The sequence below is a fragment of the Mesorhizobium sp. B2-6-4 genome (assembly GCF_006441495.1).
Taxonomy (GTDB): domain Bacteria; phylum Pseudomonadota; class Alphaproteobacteria; order Rhizobiales; family Rhizobiaceae; genus Mesorhizobium.
In genome coordinates, this window is record NZ_VFUE01000011.1 from 44,324 (window position 1) to 61,120 (window position 16,797).

14 protein-coding genes are annotated in these 16,797 nt (G+C 60.5%); 8 read left to right on the forward strand and 6 right to left on the reverse strand.

Annotated features, from left to right (window positions below; genetic code table 11):
• Window positions 1-31 precede the first annotated feature (31 nt).
• The 4 genes from FJ426_RS16530 to FJ426_RS16545 form a co-directional block, all read right to left on the reverse strand.
• On the reverse strand, window positions 32-982 hold the full coding sequence (locus FJ426_RS16530; RefSeq protein ID WP_140825331.1) for an ABC transporter permease: 951 nt from the start codon (window positions 980-982) through the stop codon (window positions 32-34).
• Window positions 983-1,059: 77 nt separating this feature from the next.
• A complete protein-coding gene (locus FJ426_RS16535) occupies window positions 1,060-2,730 on the reverse strand; it encodes a peptide ABC transporter substrate-binding protein (protein ID WP_140825332.1) in 1,671 nt (556 codons plus the stop codon).
• 23 nt (window positions 2,731-2,753) lie between these two features.
• Entirely contained in the window at window positions 2,754-4,418 is a 1,665-nt protein-coding gene (locus tag FJ426_RS16540) for an ABC transporter ATP-binding protein (RefSeq protein ID WP_140825333.1), read from the reverse strand.
• A 769-nt stretch (window positions 4,419-5,187) separates the two neighbouring features.
• Window positions 5,188-6,075: a LysR family transcriptional regulator gene (locus tag FJ426_RS16545; protein ID WP_140825334.1), complete on the reverse strand. Its 888-nt coding sequence runs from the start codon at window positions 6,073-6,075 to the stop codon at window positions 5,188-5,190.
• Between the two features lie 73 nt (window positions 6,076-6,148).
• On the opposite strand from FJ426_RS16545, the gene FJ426_RS16550 reads away from it, so the two are divergent.
• The 7 genes from FJ426_RS16550 (at window position 6,149) to FJ426_RS16580 (ending at window position 13,247) form a co-directional block, all read left to right on the forward strand.
• Window positions 6,149-7,195 carry a four-carbon acid sugar kinase family protein gene (locus tag FJ426_RS16550; protein ID WP_140825335.1) on the forward strand — a complete coding sequence of 349 codons (1,047 nt, stop codon included), beginning with the start codon at window positions 6,149-6,151 and terminating at the stop codon, window positions 7,193-7,195.
• Complete coding sequence (pdxA, locus tag FJ426_RS16555; protein WP_140825336.1) at window positions 7,192-8,184, forward strand: 4-hydroxythreonine-4-phosphate dehydrogenase PdxA; 993 nt, start codon at window positions 7,192-7,194, stop codon at window positions 8,182-8,184. Before FJ426_RS16550 ends, pdxA begins: the two co-directional genes overlap by 4 nt.
• Before the next feature lie 21 nt (window positions 8,185-8,205).
• The gene (locus FJ426_RS32180; RefSeq protein ID WP_140825337.1) at window positions 8,206-9,261 is read left to right on the forward strand and encodes a cupin domain-containing protein; all 1,056 of its coding nucleotides are present in this window, start codon (window positions 8,206-8,208) and stop codon (window positions 9,259-9,261) included.
• Between the two features lie 49 nt (window positions 9,262-9,310).
• The gene (locus FJ426_RS32040; protein ID WP_281405491.1) at window positions 9,311-9,439 is read left to right on the forward strand and encodes a hypothetical protein; all 129 of its coding nucleotides are present in this window, start codon (window positions 9,311-9,313) and stop codon (window positions 9,437-9,439) included.
• 847 nt (window positions 9,440-10,286) lie between these two features.
• Complete coding sequence (locus FJ426_RS16570) at window positions 10,287-11,612, forward strand: FAD-binding oxidoreductase (RefSeq protein WP_140825338.1); 1,326 nt, start codon at window positions 10,287-10,289, stop codon at window positions 11,610-11,612.
• 74 nt (window positions 11,613-11,686) lie between these two features.
• Window positions 11,687-12,760, forward strand: coding sequence for a tartrate dehydrogenase (locus FJ426_RS16575; RefSeq protein WP_140825339.1), 1,074 nt, complete (start codon window positions 11,687-11,689; stop codon window positions 12,758-12,760).
• Between the two features lie 10 nt (window positions 12,761-12,770).
• Window positions 12,771-13,247, forward strand: a complete 477-nt coding sequence (locus FJ426_RS16580; RefSeq protein ID WP_140825340.1) for an Lrp/AsnC family transcriptional regulator — start codon at window positions 12,771-12,773, stop codon at window positions 13,245-13,247.
• A gap of 168 nt (window positions 13,248-13,415) precedes the next feature.
• On the opposite strand, the gene FJ426_RS16585 is transcribed toward FJ426_RS16580, so the two are convergent.
• On the reverse strand, window positions 13,416-14,792 hold the full coding sequence (locus tag FJ426_RS16585; protein WP_140825341.1) for an aspartate aminotransferase family protein: 1,377 nt from the start codon (window positions 14,790-14,792) through the stop codon (window positions 13,416-13,418).
• A 13-nt stretch (window positions 14,793-14,805) separates the two neighbouring features.
• Entirely contained in the window at window positions 14,806-15,645 is an 840-nt protein-coding gene (locus FJ426_RS16590) for a GNAT family N-acetyltransferase (RefSeq protein WP_140825342.1), read from the reverse strand.
• A gap of 321 nt (window positions 15,646-15,966) precedes the next feature.
• Between FJ426_RS16590 and FJ426_RS16595 the strand changes: the two genes are divergently transcribed.
• Window positions 15,967-16,656, forward strand: coding sequence for a haloacid dehalogenase type II (locus FJ426_RS16595; protein WP_140825343.1), 690 nt, complete (start codon window positions 15,967-15,969; stop codon window positions 16,654-16,656).
• The last annotated feature ends 141 nt before the right edge of the window (window positions 16,657-16,797 follow it).

Genomic DNA, 16,797 nt, shown 5'->3' on the forward strand with positions numbered 1-16,797 from the left:
TCGGCTGTCTCCTGTCAGGGAAGTTGCGCGCTCAAGCCAGACGAATGCGCGGATCGACAATAGCGACGACGACGTCGGCGACCAGGTTTCCAAGCAGTACGAGGATAGCGGAGAACATCAAAAGCCCCATCACAACCGGATAGTCGCTGTAACCAAGGCTATCCAGGAACAACCGTCCCATTCCTGGCCAGGTAAAGACGGTTTCGGTCACCAGCGCGCCGGTGAGAATGCTGGGGAGCTGCATCCCGGCCAAGGTGATCATCGGCAAGAGTGCGTTGCCGACCACATGCTTCATCAGAATCCGCCGTTCGCTCAATCCCTTGGCCCGAGCCGTCTTGACGAAGTCCTGGCTGATGGCGTCGAGGGTCGCCGTCCGCATGTAGCGGCTCCAGATCGCGACATGGACCAACGACAGCACGACACTTGGCAAGATCAGATGGTGGAGGTAGCCCAGGATCGAGGCATCTCCGATCTCGGACATATTGCCCGCGGGCAGCCAGCCCAACTTCAGGGAAAAGATGTAGATGCCGACGAGGCCGAACCAGAAGGTAGGAACCGACAACGCGACCATGGCGCCGACAGTTGCAAGATAATCGAAGAGCGAGTAGCGGCGCGTGGCGCCACGAATTCCGATCCAGGCGCCAATGGAGATCGCAATCGCGGTCGAGGATCCCATCAGCAGCAGCGTGGCGAACACATGGCTGCCAATGACCTGCAGTACTGGCGCTCCGTCCCGGAAGGAGTGACCCCAGTCGCCCCGCACCAGCCGCCATGCCCAGTCCAGATATTGGATCCATATAGGCCGATCAAGGCCCAACAGCCCCTTGAGACGCTCGATATCCTGCTGGGTCATTCCGGGGTCGAGCCCAAATTGCGCCAGCGGTCCGCCGGGAAGGAGGTTCAGAATCCCGAAGCCGATGATAGAAACGATCACAAGCAGCACCAGGCTCTGCGAGAGGCGATTGAGCAGGAAGCTGCGCATTCGAATCCTCCGTTGGGTTGACGATTTCAGTCTGTTGCCGCCGCCTCTGTGAAATCAGGCGGCGGCAACGGCATGGACTAGGCTTTCCAGCGCCAACCTGCGGCATGCCACGACGCGGTGCGCGTGTTGGCATTGGGCTCAAAGCCTTCCAGCCCTTTCTTGCGCCCGAGGACATTTGTGTAGGCGAACAGTGGCAGGAAGGGCAGGTCATGGCGCACCACTTCCTGCACGCGATTATAGATCCCGCGCCGCTCTTCAGGATCGAAGCTGCGAGCACCCTTTTCCAGCAAGGCATCGACTTCAGGGTTGGAATATTGCCCGGTGTTCGAACCGTGTCCGCCTTGGGCGGCAATCGCCTTCGTATGGAGCCGGTTTGTGGCGTCCGGGTCCGCGGCAATCAGATAGGTGACGCCCACCATGGCGGTATCGAACTGCGACTTCAGCCAGAATTCGCCCCACATGACGGCTGGGGGCAAGTTCGAGATCGTCATCTCGACGCCGATCTCGGCAAATGTCTGCTGCAAGAACTGCTGCGTCTGCTCGCGGAGGTTGTTGCCAGACGTTGTCGAGTTGGAGAAGGACAACCGCACTCCGTCCTTGGCGCGAATTCCATCCGGGCCCGGCTTCCAGCCGGCCTCATCCAGAATCTGACGCGCACGGTCCAGGTTGAACTCCTGCACGGGCAGGTTCGGGTCGTAGTAGTAGGACTCCTTCGGCATGAAACTCTCGGTGAGAGTGCCCACGCCGTAGTTGATCGTGTCGACAATCGCTTTCCTATCCAGAGCAGCATAGAGCGCCTGGCGCACCGCCAAGTCCTTGAACTGCGGGCGACCCAGATTCAGGTAAACCGATTCCAGGGATGCCCCGGTCTCCAGTGTCACCACGCGGTCTGGCAGTTCGTGGGCTTCGGCGTAGTGGTCGGGGGTGATGTACGACTGATCGACCAGATCGACGTCGCCACTCTTGAACTGCGTATAGAGCACCGTCATGTCGGGGATGTATTTGAAGATGAGCTGCTCGACATACGGGCCCTCGCCGGCATACTCCGGGTTGGCGACGAGCTCGATATGGTCGCCCGCTACCCGCTGGCTCCATTTGAAAGCGCCGGTGCCGACCGGCGCCTGGTTGAACGCCGCTGTATTTGGATCGACCTCTTTCCCCAGAATGTGCTTGGGCACGATGAAGGTCTCGGCCAAGAACGACAGATAGGGCGCAAAAGCCTCCTTCATCCGCCAGGTGATCTCGGTGGGTGAAACCACCGTGATGTCCTGTACGAGCGAATGGCCGCTTGTACGCCAAGCGCGAAACTTCGGGTTCGTGATGAGCTCAAGGGTGTACTTCACGTCCTCGGCCGTGAAGGGCTCACCGTCGTGCCAGCGGACATTGTCACGCAACCGGATGCGCCAGTTGAGGCCGTCCGCCGAAATGCCGCCGTTCTTCTGGCTTGGCACCTCGGCAGCAAGATTCGGCTGAAAGACCCCCTTGGCGTCCATCCGGACCAGCGCATCGAAGACCGAGAAATGGACCGCGTCATCGACTTCGATATGCGCCATCAACGGATTGAACACGGTCGGCTCTTGTGAAAGACCGACGACGACGCGACCGGTTGGACCTCCAGCAGGGGTCTTCGCGAAAGCGGGCTTGCCCAACAAATTGGGCGCGATCAAGCCTGCAGCTCCACCTAGCGCCATCAGTCGCAGCGCCTGGCGTCTCGAATAGTTGGATGCAGTCGTTGAATTTTTGGTCATGGTGGTTCCTCTCTTGTTATTTTTCATGCGTTTGCTGCAACGGGACGGGCATTGCCGGACCTCTCCCCTGGAATCGCCGCCACGAGTTGGCGCGTGTAGGCTGCTTGCGGGTTCAGGAATATCTGCGAGGGCGGTCCGCGCTCGACGATCCGGCCCTTCTGCATCACGGCGATTTCGTCACAGATCTGGCTGGCGACGCGCAGGTCGTGCGTGATGAAGACCATCGACACGCCGGTCTCACGCTGGATCTGGTCCAGAAGCTGCAGGATCTGCGCCTGGATCGACACGTCGAGCGCGGAGACCGCCTCGTCGGCGATCAACAGCTTCGGTTTGAACATCAGTGCACGGGCAATGCCGATGCGCTGGCGTTGCCCACCCGAGAACTCGTGCGGATAGCGGCCGAAGGCGCCGGCATCGAGACCGACATGGGCCAGAAGCGCTCTCGCTTCCTCGCGTGCTTGGGCATAGGGCATCCCGTGCGCCACCGGACCCACCGTCAGTATATTGCCGACCGTCGAGCGTGGGTTCAGAGAAGCGAAGGGATCCTGGAAGATCATCTGGATTCGCGGTCGAAGTGGGCGGAACTTCGCTTCGGAAAGCTTGGCTATGTCCGATCCCTCGAACAAAATCCCACCGCCGTCGCTGTCCAGCAGTTTGATCAACAGTCTGCCCAGCGACGATTTTCCCGAGCCGCTCTCGCCTACGACCCCCAGCGTTCGGCCGGGCTCCAGTTCGAACGAAACCTCGTTCACAGCTTTCACAATTCGCTGCGCGCCGAACAGCGCACCGCCGTCACGATAGGTCTTCACCAGACCCTCGACCTTCAGGATTGGCTCCTTGCTGGCAGGCTCCGCACGAGGGCGATCCTCGCCGATCAGATGCGGTACGGCCGCGATTAGGCGCTGGGTGTAAGGATGCTTGGGCGCCTTCAAAACCTGCTCCGCGCTGCCCTGCTCGACGATGTGACCCTTTTCCATCACCACGACGCTGTCGGCGATCTCGGCCACCACGCCGAAATCGTGGGTGATGAACATTACGCTCATGCCTTTGCGTCGCTGAATGTCGCGGATCAGCTCCAGAATTTGTGCCTGGGTGGTCACGTCGAGCGCGGTCGTCGGTTCATCCGCGATCAGAACCGTCGGCTCGAGCGCCAAGGCCATGGCGATCATGACGCGCTGCCGCTGCCCACCGGAAAGGCGGAAAGGGTACTGGTGGTACATGAGTTCGGGATCTGGCAACCCCACTTCGGTGAGCAACTCGATGGCGCGGTTGCGACAGGCTTTTGGCGTGCCGAAGCCATGCGCGGCCATGACCTCGTCGATCTGCGCGCCCACCGTCATCAGGGGGTTGAGCGCCGAGAGCGGATCCTGAAAGATCATCGACACGACCCGCCCACGCAGATTGCGCAGCTTCTCGGGCGACATCCCGACGATGTTCATCCCCTCCAGCTGGATGACACCCGAGGAGACGCGAATCACCTTTGGCAGAAGGCCCATGATCGCGTTTGCCGTCACCGACTTACCCGATCCGGACTCGCCAATGATGCACAGGATCTGGCCGCGCTTTAGATCGAAGGAAATGTTCTCGACCGCATAGGTTCGTTCCATGCCTTTCGGCAAATTCACCGTGAGGTCGCACACCGAAAGCGCCACATCGTGAGAGGCTACAGCCTGGATGCTTGCGACCATCTGGATCACCTCCCATTCCATCGAAGCGGATCCACCCTGTTGCGGACAGCATCATCGCCCCTTGAGCAGCAACGCCTCACCGTAGCAGCCGTAGCCTCGCCATTTCGGCGCTTCGCGCCCTGAGGCTGCGAGAGACGGATACTACTCATCCTGGCGGCTCCCTTATGAAGTCCGGTTCCCATACCGGACATTGTTCCCTTTCTTGGAGAACCCTCCAAACGGGCAAGCTCTGCCTATCGGAGGTCCTCTGGAGCTTGCCTGCCGTAAGGGTGCCCCGTTCTTCCAGTCAGTTTGACTGTTCTGTTTGCGCAGAGTCTTCGAAAGTTGGCCCTCGGGCGGCAGGAACTTCTGAAAAGAACGCCCCAATTGGCATTTCACTCTGTTTGGCCTGATGATGATAGCGTAAGCCCCACAATCTGCGCGGCATTGCCGAGAGCCTAAGAATGATTGCCGAATGAAGGACTCAAGACGCCAGCGGCCGTGCCGCCATGTCCAAGGCGAGCACGGCATTCATTACCCCAGGAAATTTGAAGGATCCGCCGCGGCGGAAGTTTCCGCATTTGAAGTAGACTGGTGCCCGCCCAGGCATTGAAGGTGCGTAGGTAATAGCCGGTGTCCGGTACACGAAGCTCATAGGATCCATACAAAAGCAGTGTGGAACCAAGCAGGCAAACTGGGTCGCTTGTCGAGGCCTCTACCCTGCCCATCAGTGCTGCTTTTCGACGCCGGGCCGGGCCCGTTCAGCCGGGCGAAGGTCGCAGGCCCTCTTTCAAAGGCGATTTGGGCCGAGGCGGCTGAACTGCGCTTGGAGCCACTTTGCGAGTTCAAACTCCACACCCTGGAGCTCACTCGACCCCAACCATACCAACCCATACTGACTGCCGTCAGGGTCAAAGCCAGCAGGCGCCGCTAGGCTTCCTCGTTCCACATCGTCAATCGCGAGTACGAGCGGACTGAGTGCTATACCCAGGCCTGCGGACGCAGCTTCGACGATCAGGGCGTGATTATCGTAGTACCGGATTTCTGTGGGCCGACGCGCCGACGGATGGGTCTTCAGCCATTGCGCCCACGCGTCAGGTCGGGTCTTCGACCCGAGAGCGAGATAGTCGCCATGCTCGAAAGCTGCCACTAGTTCCGGCCTCATGACAGGCCCAACCTTTTCGGGAAAAAGGGGCCGAACGTTCCACGTCTCAGGCAAAGCGAAGTCCAGCCGTCGAATAGCGAGATCGACCTGTTTCTTACGAAAGTCCACAAGCCCTCCACCTACGGAGAGGTGGAGGGCCATGTTCGGATGCGCCACTTGAAGCGCCCCCAGCCGCGGAATGAGCCAACGCATGGCAACGGAAGGCTCGCAGGAGAGCACCAGGGCACTCTTCCCGGCATTGGCAGCACGCAGGCTTTGAACGGTGGCGGCCAACTCACCGAAGAACCTGCTGAGGGTGAGGTTGAGGGTCTCGCCGGCGGGGGTGAGCCGCAGGCCTCGCCCATTCTTTTCAAACAAACGGATCCCGATGTCGTCGGCGAGCTTGGTGATACGGCGACTGACGGCGCCGTGCGTGAGCGCAAGCGAGTCCGCTGCAAGTCGAACCGAGCCCAGCCGCGCTGTTGCTTCGAACGCTCGCAGGTCGTCGAGCGAGGGGATGTCTGAACGATCCATCAGTGACAATATATCACCGATTACGTCAGAAACTATCGCTTTTCAGGACTAGTGAGGTTTTGTTAATTGATGCATGCGCACCAATCATCAAAACAATATAGCGATCCTCGCCGATGACCTCACCAGCGCGGCAGATGGTGCAGCACCTTTCGTCGCCCGCGGCTTGAGCGCGTCGATCGGCCGGGGCCAGCTTCCATGCCTAGCGGCAGCGGTCATCGCAGTCGATAGCGGTTCGCGGTCTGCTACTGCGTCGCGAGCGATCGAGCGGGTTGCTCGATTGACCGCACGACTTGCCAGCCGTGCCGTGCTCTACAAAACGGTGGACTCCACGCTACGCGGCCACGTAGCGGAGGAGCTTGAAGCATGCTTTGCGGCGAGCGGCCGCAAATCACTGCTTTTCGCGCCGGCGTTTCCCCAAGCCGGACGTACGACAGTGAGGGGCATTCAGTTCGTTAACGGCATCCCGGTCTCGGAAAGTGCGTATGGCCATGACCCTGTGCATCCCGTGCGGCATTCCGCGCTAGTCGACCTGGTCCCCAACTGCATCAAGAATGTCAGGCTGCTTGATGCAGAAACGCAGGAAGAACTCGATTCGCAGATTGCTTCCATCGAGGATCCAGAGTCGATCCTTTGGGTTGGTTCTCCCGGAATGGCTGCGGCCCTATCGCGGCGTTTTGTACACGCGAAGACCCTACCGCCGTTGATCGACGGCATCAGCAGCGATGTCTTAGTCGTCATTGGGAGCGCAAATCCGCGCAGTCATCGGCAGGCCGATCAACTCAAGGAGGTCAGCGGTGTCATGCTGCTGCGCGGACCAAAGGCGCGCGAGCGGGACTCGGCAACGGTGCTGCGGCGTCTGGCACAGGACGCAGCGCGAGAGCTTCAAAGCTCAGGCTTCGGCGCATTAATCGCCACCGGCGGCGACACGATGGACGCGATCCTGGATCTTCTCAACGTCCGTGAGTTCGAGATCCTGCAAGAGCTCGATCCCGGATTCCCACTTGGTCTCGCTACGCTTGGCGATGGACGCTCGCTGCTGCTCGCTATGAAGGCCGGCGGCTTTGGCAGTGACGACGCTGTGAAGCTCGCTGTCGCGCGGATACGTGGAGCAATCCAATGAAGAATATTCCCCCGCTTGCTCTCACGATGGGCGACGCATCCGGAATTGGTCCGGAAATCGTGGCGAAGGTGCTTGCTAAGGGCGGCGAACGGGTCGTCATGTTCGGCAGCTATGTTGTCATGCAGGATGTTGTGCGCCGGCTCGGGTTGAACATCGAAGTGCGACGCATCAACGCTGCCGATGCAGCTCAATTCGAGCCGCGGCGAATTGAAGTTATCGAAACTACCCGAATTACCGAGGCCCCACCAATCGGGCGTATCAGCGCGATCTCCGGGCAAGCGGCTTTCGACGCCATCGTGGCAGCGATCGCAGCAGCGAAGTCGGGAGAAGTGAGCGGCATCGTCACGGCGCCGATTAATAAAGAGGCGCTGGCCAGCGCCGGAATCCGCTACCCCGGCCATACTGAAATTCTGGCCGACTACGGCGGCGCCCAGCGCGTGGCGATGATGCTTGCGAACGATGACATCCGCACAGTCCTCGTCACGATCCACACGTCACTGAGCAAGGCGATCGAACAGGGCGATTTCGACGCTCAGATATCCGCCATCCGGCTTGCCCACGAGGGTGGAAAAGCTCTCGGCTTCGCGACCCCGCGTGTCGCCGTAGCAGGTCTCAATCCGCACGCAGGTGAAGGCGGCCTCTTCGGGGATGAGGAAATCCGGATCATACAACCTGCAATCGACGCGGCCCGAGCCGAGGGCATCGATGCCACTGGCCCTTATCCGGGCGACACTGTCTTCATGCAAGCACGTCAAGGTCGATTCGATGTTGTGGTGGCACAATACCACGATCAAGGGCTGATCCCCGTGAAGTATCTCGGCCTGGAAAAGGGCGTGAACATCACGCTTGGCCTGCCGTTCGTCCGCACCAGCCCAGATCACGGCACGGCCTTCGACATCGCGGGCCGTGGAATTGCAGACCACACAAGCTTGGAAACGGCGCTTGCCTACGCCAAGCGGCTGGTAGCGGCGCGAACCAACACGAACTAGATTCGAAAGGAACCTCCACCAATGGGGTTACGCTTCATCTTCATGCTTACGCGCAATGACCGCACGGTTCCGGACGCGTCGCAGCAACTTCAAACCGCGCTCAGCCTCGGCGTGCGGCACATCGGGTTCAAGGACATCGGCTTGCCGATCGAGCAGCTGAAAGGCCTCAATGCAGCCATCAAGACGGGCGGTGCAACCTCCTATCTGGAAGTGGTGTCACTGGACCCCGAAAGCGAAATTGCTTCGGCAAAGGCAGCTGCCGAAATCGGCGTCGACGTTCTTCTTGGTGGCACGCGGGTCGATGATGTGTTGCCGATCATCAAGGGCACGGGCATCCGGTACTTCCCGTTTCCGGGCCGGATTACCGGTCATCCGAGCGTGCTTGAAGGCGCAATTGACGAAATTGTCGAAAGTGCCAAGACGGTTGCAGGGCGCGATGGAGTGCATGGCCTGGACCTGCTGGCATACCGTTCGGCGGAGAACGTGCCCGAGTTGATGAAGGCTGTCTGCGCTGCGGTCACCAAGCCGGTCTACATTGCAGGTTCGATCGACACCCCTGAACGAATTACAGTCGTCCAAAGCGCAGGCGCAGCTGGTTTTACGATTGGGACTGCGGCTTTGGATGGCAAGTACCCGGCCAATGGGAATGACCTACCAAGCCAACTCACCGCGATCATTCGCGACGTCGCTGCCCTGAACAAGCACCTTTCGCCAATTCACAAGAAGAATTTGTCAATTGAGTTTGCCTGGTTGCACGCGCCTTCGGCGCCAAAAGTCGAGCTGCATGTCAACAGCATGCAAATCAAGGTGGCCATGTTCAGGGGCGCCTCGAGCTGGTCGTTTCGACAGCACGACGATCAGCTGTTCTTCGTTCACCGGGGACGCCTGCTCATGAAATTTCGTGACCGTGAAGAAATTATCGAACCCGGAGAGTTCATCGTCGTCCCATATGGCGTTGAGCACAGTGCGGTGGCCTTGAGCGAGGAAGGATGTGAAGTGTTGCTGACTACGTCAACCGCTCGACCTGCTGCCCAGCCGCGGGAAGTGACCTCGCTCACTCTGAGCGATCCCAGTTGACTGCTTAGCACGACGGTACCGACTCATGACGGAAAGCGCAGGAGCAATCATGACCGTGGCTATAGTGCTGCATCGCGCCGACGGCGCACCCGTTGCAAGCTCTTTCCGCAGGGCAGCGTTCGGCAAGGACGACCCCTCGGTGGGCATCGCGAAATCGCCTGGGAAGGACCGGACTTGATGATCGTGGGCCGAACCAGCTTTATTGGTGAGCTCGAAGTCGCAAGCGTCCCCCACATCGAAACCATCGTCGTGGTGGAAGGAGAGCTGATCCTCACGGCGACTGGGACGGCCCCGCTGGTGCTCGGGCCGCAAGCGGGCGTTGTCATCGGATGTGGCACCGCGCTTCGGATCCAGAGCGGATCAGGCGTGCGGTTTTCGTTCTGCGCGGCCGCTTGCGACAAACCGAGGAAGCCCGGCCTTGTCCGCTGCGCGCCGACGCCGACTTCAAGCCGTCTGCTTCGCTACCGGCCGAGGCTTTGCTTGGCCCGGCCCCGCAATGCCGCAGCGACAACGTCTTCTCCAGCGACGGCGCGGATTACCGTGCGGGCACCTGGGATTCAACCCCATACCACCGGGTTGTTCGCCCGCATCGCCAGAACGAGTTCATGCATCTGCTGGCCGGGAGTGTACGATTCGCCGCGCCCGATGGCAGCGTGCTGTCGGCAAGCACCGGCGATGCGCTTTTCGTGCCCCAGGCGCATCGATCGGATGGGAAAGCAACGATCGCGTGGCGAAGTTTTTCGTGGTCCAAAGCGTCCAGGCCTGACGTTGAGCGAGATCCATCATGTCCCCTGGCAAGGTCGCTGAGTTTTAGGCCGCACACGCAACGCGACGCCCCTATCAGATGGCTTTGAAGCTTCAGCCTACCTTCCCTCAGTGAGGTGGGAGGCCAGCGAGCTTTTCACGCAACAATTGCACGTCCTAAGCGCCGCTAACCGCAGGATATTCCGTCCCGGCACACAACTCCGCAGCCTGTCTATTCTCGGCGCGGGTTAGAATGCTTCAAAGTTACCGGAGTTCCGCAGATGCCCGCACCGCTCATGCACATCGAGTGCAGCCCTTCCCTGCCCCGCGAGGCGGATGCCGTCGTGATCGGCGGCGGCGTGGTAGGCGTGTTCACGGCGTATTATCTCGCACGCCGCGGCGTCAGCGTCGCCGTGGTCGAGAAAGGGCGCGTGGCGGCCGAGCAGTCCAGCCGAAACTGGGGCTGGTGCCGCCAGCAGAACCGCGATGCGCGCGAGTTGCCGATGGCAACCAAGAGCCTCGATCTCTGGGAGAAGGTGGCACAGGAGACTGGCGGGGATACTGGATTTCGCCGTTGCGGGCTCCTCTATCTCTCACAGGACGAGAATGAGCTGGCGGGCTGGGCGAAATGGCGTGACTTCGCCAGGACGGCGGGTGTTACGACGCACGTGCTGAGCGCAGAGGAAGCCACCGAGAGGGGCAAGACGACCGGACGCAAATGGAAGGGCGGCGTTTTCTCACCAACTGACGGAACGGCGGATCCCTCCAAGGCAGTGCCGGTTGCCGCGCGCGGTATCATGGCGGCCGGCGGTACCGTCCATCAGCATTGCGCGGCGCGCGGACTGGAGTTGAGCGCCGGCCGGGTGAGCGCGGTGGTAACCGAAGCGGGCACCATCCGCACGAAGACCGTGGTCATGGCCGGAGGCGCTTGGGCTTCCTCCTTCTGCAACCAGCTTGGTATGCGCTTCCCGCAAGCTGCCGTGCGTCAATCCATTCTAGCCGTGGCGCCAGGCGCAAATGGCCTGCCCGATGCCCTGCATACAGCGAGCGTGTCGCTGACGCGGCGCAGCAATGGTGGATACACGCTGGCGATCAGCGGACGAGCTCGCGTCGACCCAACGCCGCAGCAGTTCAGGTTCAGCCGCGAGTTTGTACCGATGTTTGCGCGCCGCTGGCGCAATCTCGCCCCGGGCGCCTTCGAGGGCTGGCGCCAAGGCCATGAAAGCCTGCGCAAATGGGGCCTTGACGAAATTACGCCAATGGAACGCAACCGAATTCTCGACCCGAAGCCTGACATGGGACAGACTCGGCTGACATATCGAAGAGCCTGCGAATTGATCCCCGAACTCCAGCGCGTCGCGATTTCTGATGCCTGGGCGGGTTACATCGACAGTACACCCGACGGCATTCCCGCGATCGGTGAAGTGGAGGGGATTCCGGGGTTCATCCTGGCGGCGGGATTCAGTGGTCACGGCTTCGGGATTGGCCCCGGCGCGGGGCATATGATTGCCGACATCATCACAGGCAGCGAGCCTATTGTCGATCCGCGTCCTTATAGGCCCGAACGCCTGAAGACCGCTGCGTGGGGCAAGGTTGCTGAATTCTGAGAAGATCAGCTTGCCAAGGTACCATCGGCGCACACGAGATTGAGGCCGCGAGTGCTCAAAACAAGGAAGTGACGATGCGCAAATATGAGATTGCCGCCATTCCTGCCGACGGAATCGGCCCAGAGGTGATCGCCGCCGGTCTCCAGGCGCTTGAGGCGCTGCAGCAGCGCTGCGGCGACTTCGAGCTGCACGTCCAGCACTTCGACTGGGGTTCGGACTACTACAAGGCCAATGGCCGGATGATGCCCGAAGATGGAGTGGCGCAACTGAAGCGCTTCGATGCCATCCTCTTCGGCGCGGTCGGCGCTCCCGATCTGCCCGACGACATCACGCTTTGGGGTCTCCGGCTGCCGATCTGCCAAGGCTTTGATCAGTACGCGAACGTGCGGCCGACCAGGATATTGCCCGGTATTATTTCGCCGCTGGCGGACCTTGGCCCTGGCGACCTGGATTGGGTGATCGTGAGGGAGAATTCGGAGGGCGAATATTCCGGCCATGGCGGGCGCGCGCATCGCGGTCTCCCCGAGGAGGTCGGAACCGAAGTCGCGATCTTCACGCGCGTCGGCGTCACCCGCATCATGCGCTATGCATTCCGGCTGGCGCGGTCACGGCCGCGAAAGCTCCTGACTGTTGTTACGAAATCCAACGCGCAGCGTCACGGTATGGTAATGTGGGATGAAATCGCAGCCGAGGTGGCACAAGAGTTCCCTGACGTCGCGTGGGACAAGATGCTGGTTGATGCTATGACGGAGCGTATGACGCTCAAACCTCGCAGCCTCGATACGATCGTCGCCACCAATCTTCACGCCGACATTTTGTCGGACCTTGCAGGCGCGCTCGCGGGCAGTCTCGGCGTTGCACCGACCGCCAACATTGATCCCGAGCGGCGCTATCCCTCGATGTTCGAGCCAATCCACGGATCGGCTTTCGACATCGCCGGCAAGGGCATTGCCAACCCCGTCGCCACCTTCTGGACCGCTGCCCAGATGCTCGAACATCTGGGCGAAGGCGCAGCCTCCGTCCGGTTGATGAGCGCAGTGGAAACAGTGACCAGTGAGGGCGTGCTGACGCCGGACGTGGGTGGCACAGCGACCACGCAGGAGGTGACGGACGCCGTCTGCCGGACGATCCGCGGTTCGAACGTGTGACAGGTTTGCGATGAAGCTCGACAAGATCGACATCAAGATCTTATCCCAACTGCAAAAAAACGGGCGGATCACCAACGTCGAGCTTGCCGACCTGGTCAACCTCTCGCCGAGCCCTTGCCTGATGCGGGTGAAAAAGCTTCAGGCGGAAGGCTTCATTACCGGCTATTCCGCCCAGATCGACGTGTCCAAGCTCGGACAGACTCTAACGATCTTCACCGAGGTCACGCTCAAGCACCATCAACAAAACGACTTCGCGAGGTTTCTCACAGCCGTTCAGAAAGTGGATTCCGTCATCGAATGCCATCTGATTTCGGGCGGGTATGATTATCTTGTGAAGTTCGTCACAGCGGACATAAACGAGTATCAGACGATCATGGAGCGCATGCTCGAACTGGATATCGGGATCGACAAATATTTCAGCTTCGTCGTGCTGAAGTCACCGATCGTAAAATCCCATTTGCCTCTCGATGTCATTTTCGACAAATGAAAAGCCGCTCCGCGGTCTGAACACCTGGAGCACGCGCCGGTGTTTTCTTCTGCTGAGGTCCCATAGCTGCAACTTGCTTGGCACCTGGCGGAATGCGGTACCACCCTGAGGGTTTGTCCCCGCTCGGCGTCTGCCGCCTGGACGGGGGAGCTCCGGCGATGGCGAGGATCAGCCCTTCATCGCCGCTCGCACATCCTTGTCTTCGAGGGTTTGATCCAGCGTCATCCGGGTGCGTTCGAGGATACCATCGATTTCGTCGTCCGTGCAGCAGAGCGGTGGTGCAAAACCGAGAATGCCGCTATTGAAGGCGCGAATGACAAGGCCATTCTCCCAAGCGCGGTCGAAGATGCGGCGTCCCGGATCTGCCGCCGCCGGCAGCGGCGTTTTGCGCGCCTTGTCGGTCACCAGTTCGACCGCCGCCAGCATGCCGCGACCGCGAATATCGCCAACCAGCGGGTGATCGGCGAGCGAGCGGAGGCCCTTCATCAGGCGCCTCCCGGCCTTCCGGCCGTTCTCGAGCAAGCCATCTTCATAGAGACGCAGGCATTCCAGCCCGACCGCCGCGCTCACCGGATGGGCTGAGTAGGTATAGCCGTGGCCGACAGCCGTTTTGCCGGCCCCGTCCGCGATCGTATTGTAAACATGGTCGGTCATGAAGACGGCGCCCATCGGCACGTAGCCCGACGTCAGTCCTTTTGCCGTGGTCATCAAATCCGGCACGACCTCGTCTTCCTCACATGCGAACAGGGGCCCGGTGCGGCCGAAGGCGGTGATGACTTCGTCGGCAACGAACAAGATGTCGTGTTCTTTGCACACGGCGTGCAGTGCCTTCAGCCAGCCTGCCGGTGGAACGAGGACACCGCCCGAACCCTGGATGGGTTCGGCGTAGAAGGCCGCGACGCGATCAGCACCCAGTTCGGCGATCTTGGCCCGCAGCGCCGCGACCGATGCGTTGATGATCGCCTGCGGTTCGGAACCGACCGGATTGCGATAGGCGTAGTGCGAGGGAATTTTGTGCTGCCAGTCGTAAGGCACACCGAAACCGGCATGGAAGGCCGGGAGCGCGGTCAGACCTGACCCTGCCGTCGAGGATCCATGGTAGCCATACTCGATCGAGATAAACTGGTCTTTTCCCGGCGTCCCCTTGGCATGGTAGTAATAGCGAACGAAACGGATCGTGCTGTCAATCGCGTCGGAACCGCCCAGCGTGAAATAGACATGGTTCAGATCGCCAGGCGCCAGTTCGGCAAGGCGCGCTGCGAGACGAATGGCGGGCTCAGATCCGAGCCCGAAATATCCTGTCGCATAAGGAAGCTCTCTTAGCTGCTTGGCCGCTGCTTCGACGACGCTTTCTTGCCCGTATCCGATGTTGACACACCACAGACCCGCGAACCCGTCCAGCAAGGTTTTCCCGCTTGCCTCGGTCACCGTTGCGCTCTTGGCGGATTTGAGCACCCGCACGCCCGTCTCTTCATGGCTCCGATAGCTTGAAAACGGGTGAACCAGATGTGCACGATCAAGTTCGATCAATGAGTTGGCCAGCATTTTTTCCTCCGATTCAGCCTAGCGCCTGACTAACGAGCGCGTAAGTTTGGTGTGACCTGATTTCGACCTTCGGCTCGTCTGCGGTTCGTCGCATCGTGATGCCACCGCCGACGTGGGCCAGCCCGCGACGGGTGAGCCACTCGCCGAGAGCCGTGGATTCGTTTGTGTCGATACGGACAAACTCGCCCGCGCTGTCGGCCAGCAGGAAGTCGATCAGGCATCTCGCTTCGTGAAGCTTCCTCCCCACCACCGGCCCAATCACCAACCCTCGGCCAAACCGACGAATTGCGGCAAACGCCTGAACATTGCCTTCATCGCGAACGACGGCGAACTTCGCGCGCTCGCGCAACGAGCGCATGAGCGCCGACCGGTCATGACCAAACGCCGCGCGATCCAGAGCAACAAGGCGCGCGTGGTCGCCGTCCTTGCCCCATGACACATGTGCCGGTGCGTCTACAGACGGCGCCAGGCCCTGGTATTGCACGATCTTGCCGGTCGCGACGAATCCCAGCTTCTCGTAGAGCGCGAGCCCTTCCTGCGTCGCCACCAAATAGCAGGTGCGCCCGCCTGCCTTGGCAAGCGCCTCCTCCATCAGCTTGCGACCGAGCCCGCGACCACGCATTGCGGCATCGACAATGACCATGTTGACGCTGGCGGCATCGTCGCCATAGGGCGTCATCAAGATGGTCCCCACCACGCGTCCTTCTTCCTGGACAACGACGCCTTGGCTGAGCGATTGCATCAGTTCCCAGTCTTCACGACGGTGCGGCCATCCAACATGACGTGACAATTCGAGAGCATCCCTCAGATGCGCGAATGTCATCGTTTCCAGCGTAATTTGCTGCGTGGTCATGGTTCAGTCCGGGCCTGAATTCTCTGAGCTCAAGGTAGGCTGCCGCACACAGCAGTTCCTTCCGACCAGGAGCTGAGCGATAGGCGTTTTGACTTTCCTTTGCCGCCGGCGCCGCATGTTATGCGGACGGACAGCGGGCCGATCGCGCTCCCCTCGCAGACCGCAACGGTCTCGGGCGCAACTCTCTGCCAAGGCTCTACCGCGATACGAAACAATCTGCTTCGGGGCGCATCGAATGCGGCGACTCGTCTTGTTCGGCTCTCATTATGATCCTCGCTGTTAAAGGCACGCGGTGCCGAAAGATTGGAAGGATCGACGCCCATGACCCAGTTCAGACCGAAATACATCACTTTCGACTGCTATGGCACGCTGACCAACTTCGACATGGCCGGCGCGGCGCGACGCGTTTATGGCGCGCGACTATCCGCAACCGTGATGGCGCAGTTCATCAAGGACTTCTCGGCCTATCGCCTCGATGAGGTTCTTGGCGCCTGGAAGCCCTACAGCGAGGTCGTGCACAATTCCGTGGAGCGCGCCTGCAAGCGCAACAATGTGACGTTCCGCCCCGAAGATGCCCAGCGCATCTATGCAGAAATACCGACATGGGGTCCGCACCCGGATGTCCCGGCGGGGCTGGCCAGGGTCGCCAAGCAGATTCCGCTGGTGATCCTGTCGAACTCCATGAAGAGCCTGATCATGTCGAACGTGGAGAAACTCGGCGCACCTTTCCACATGGTCATCACGGCCGAGGAGACCGGCGCCTACAAGCCGCATATGAAGGGCTTCGAGTATATGTTCGACAAGCTCGGCTGCGGCCCGGAAGACATTACGCATGTGTCGTCCTCGTTCCGCTACGATCTCATGACCGCCTATGATCTTGGCATCAAGAGCAAGGTCTGGGTGAATCGCGGCCACGAGCCCGCGAACCCCTTCTACGAATACACCGAGATCAAGGACATCGGCGGTCTGGCCGGCGCCGTCGGGCTGGAGCCCGTTCGTGAATTCGCCTGACGTCTGTTGTTAGTGCAGTCACGCCAGGCTGATACCTCTCACCGCGTTAATGATCACTGGTCGCAATACGGAGAAAGGGGCGGTTTTCACCGCCCCTTTCTTGTTGTTCCAACACTTTGGAAGCTGCAGGTGTCTCCACCT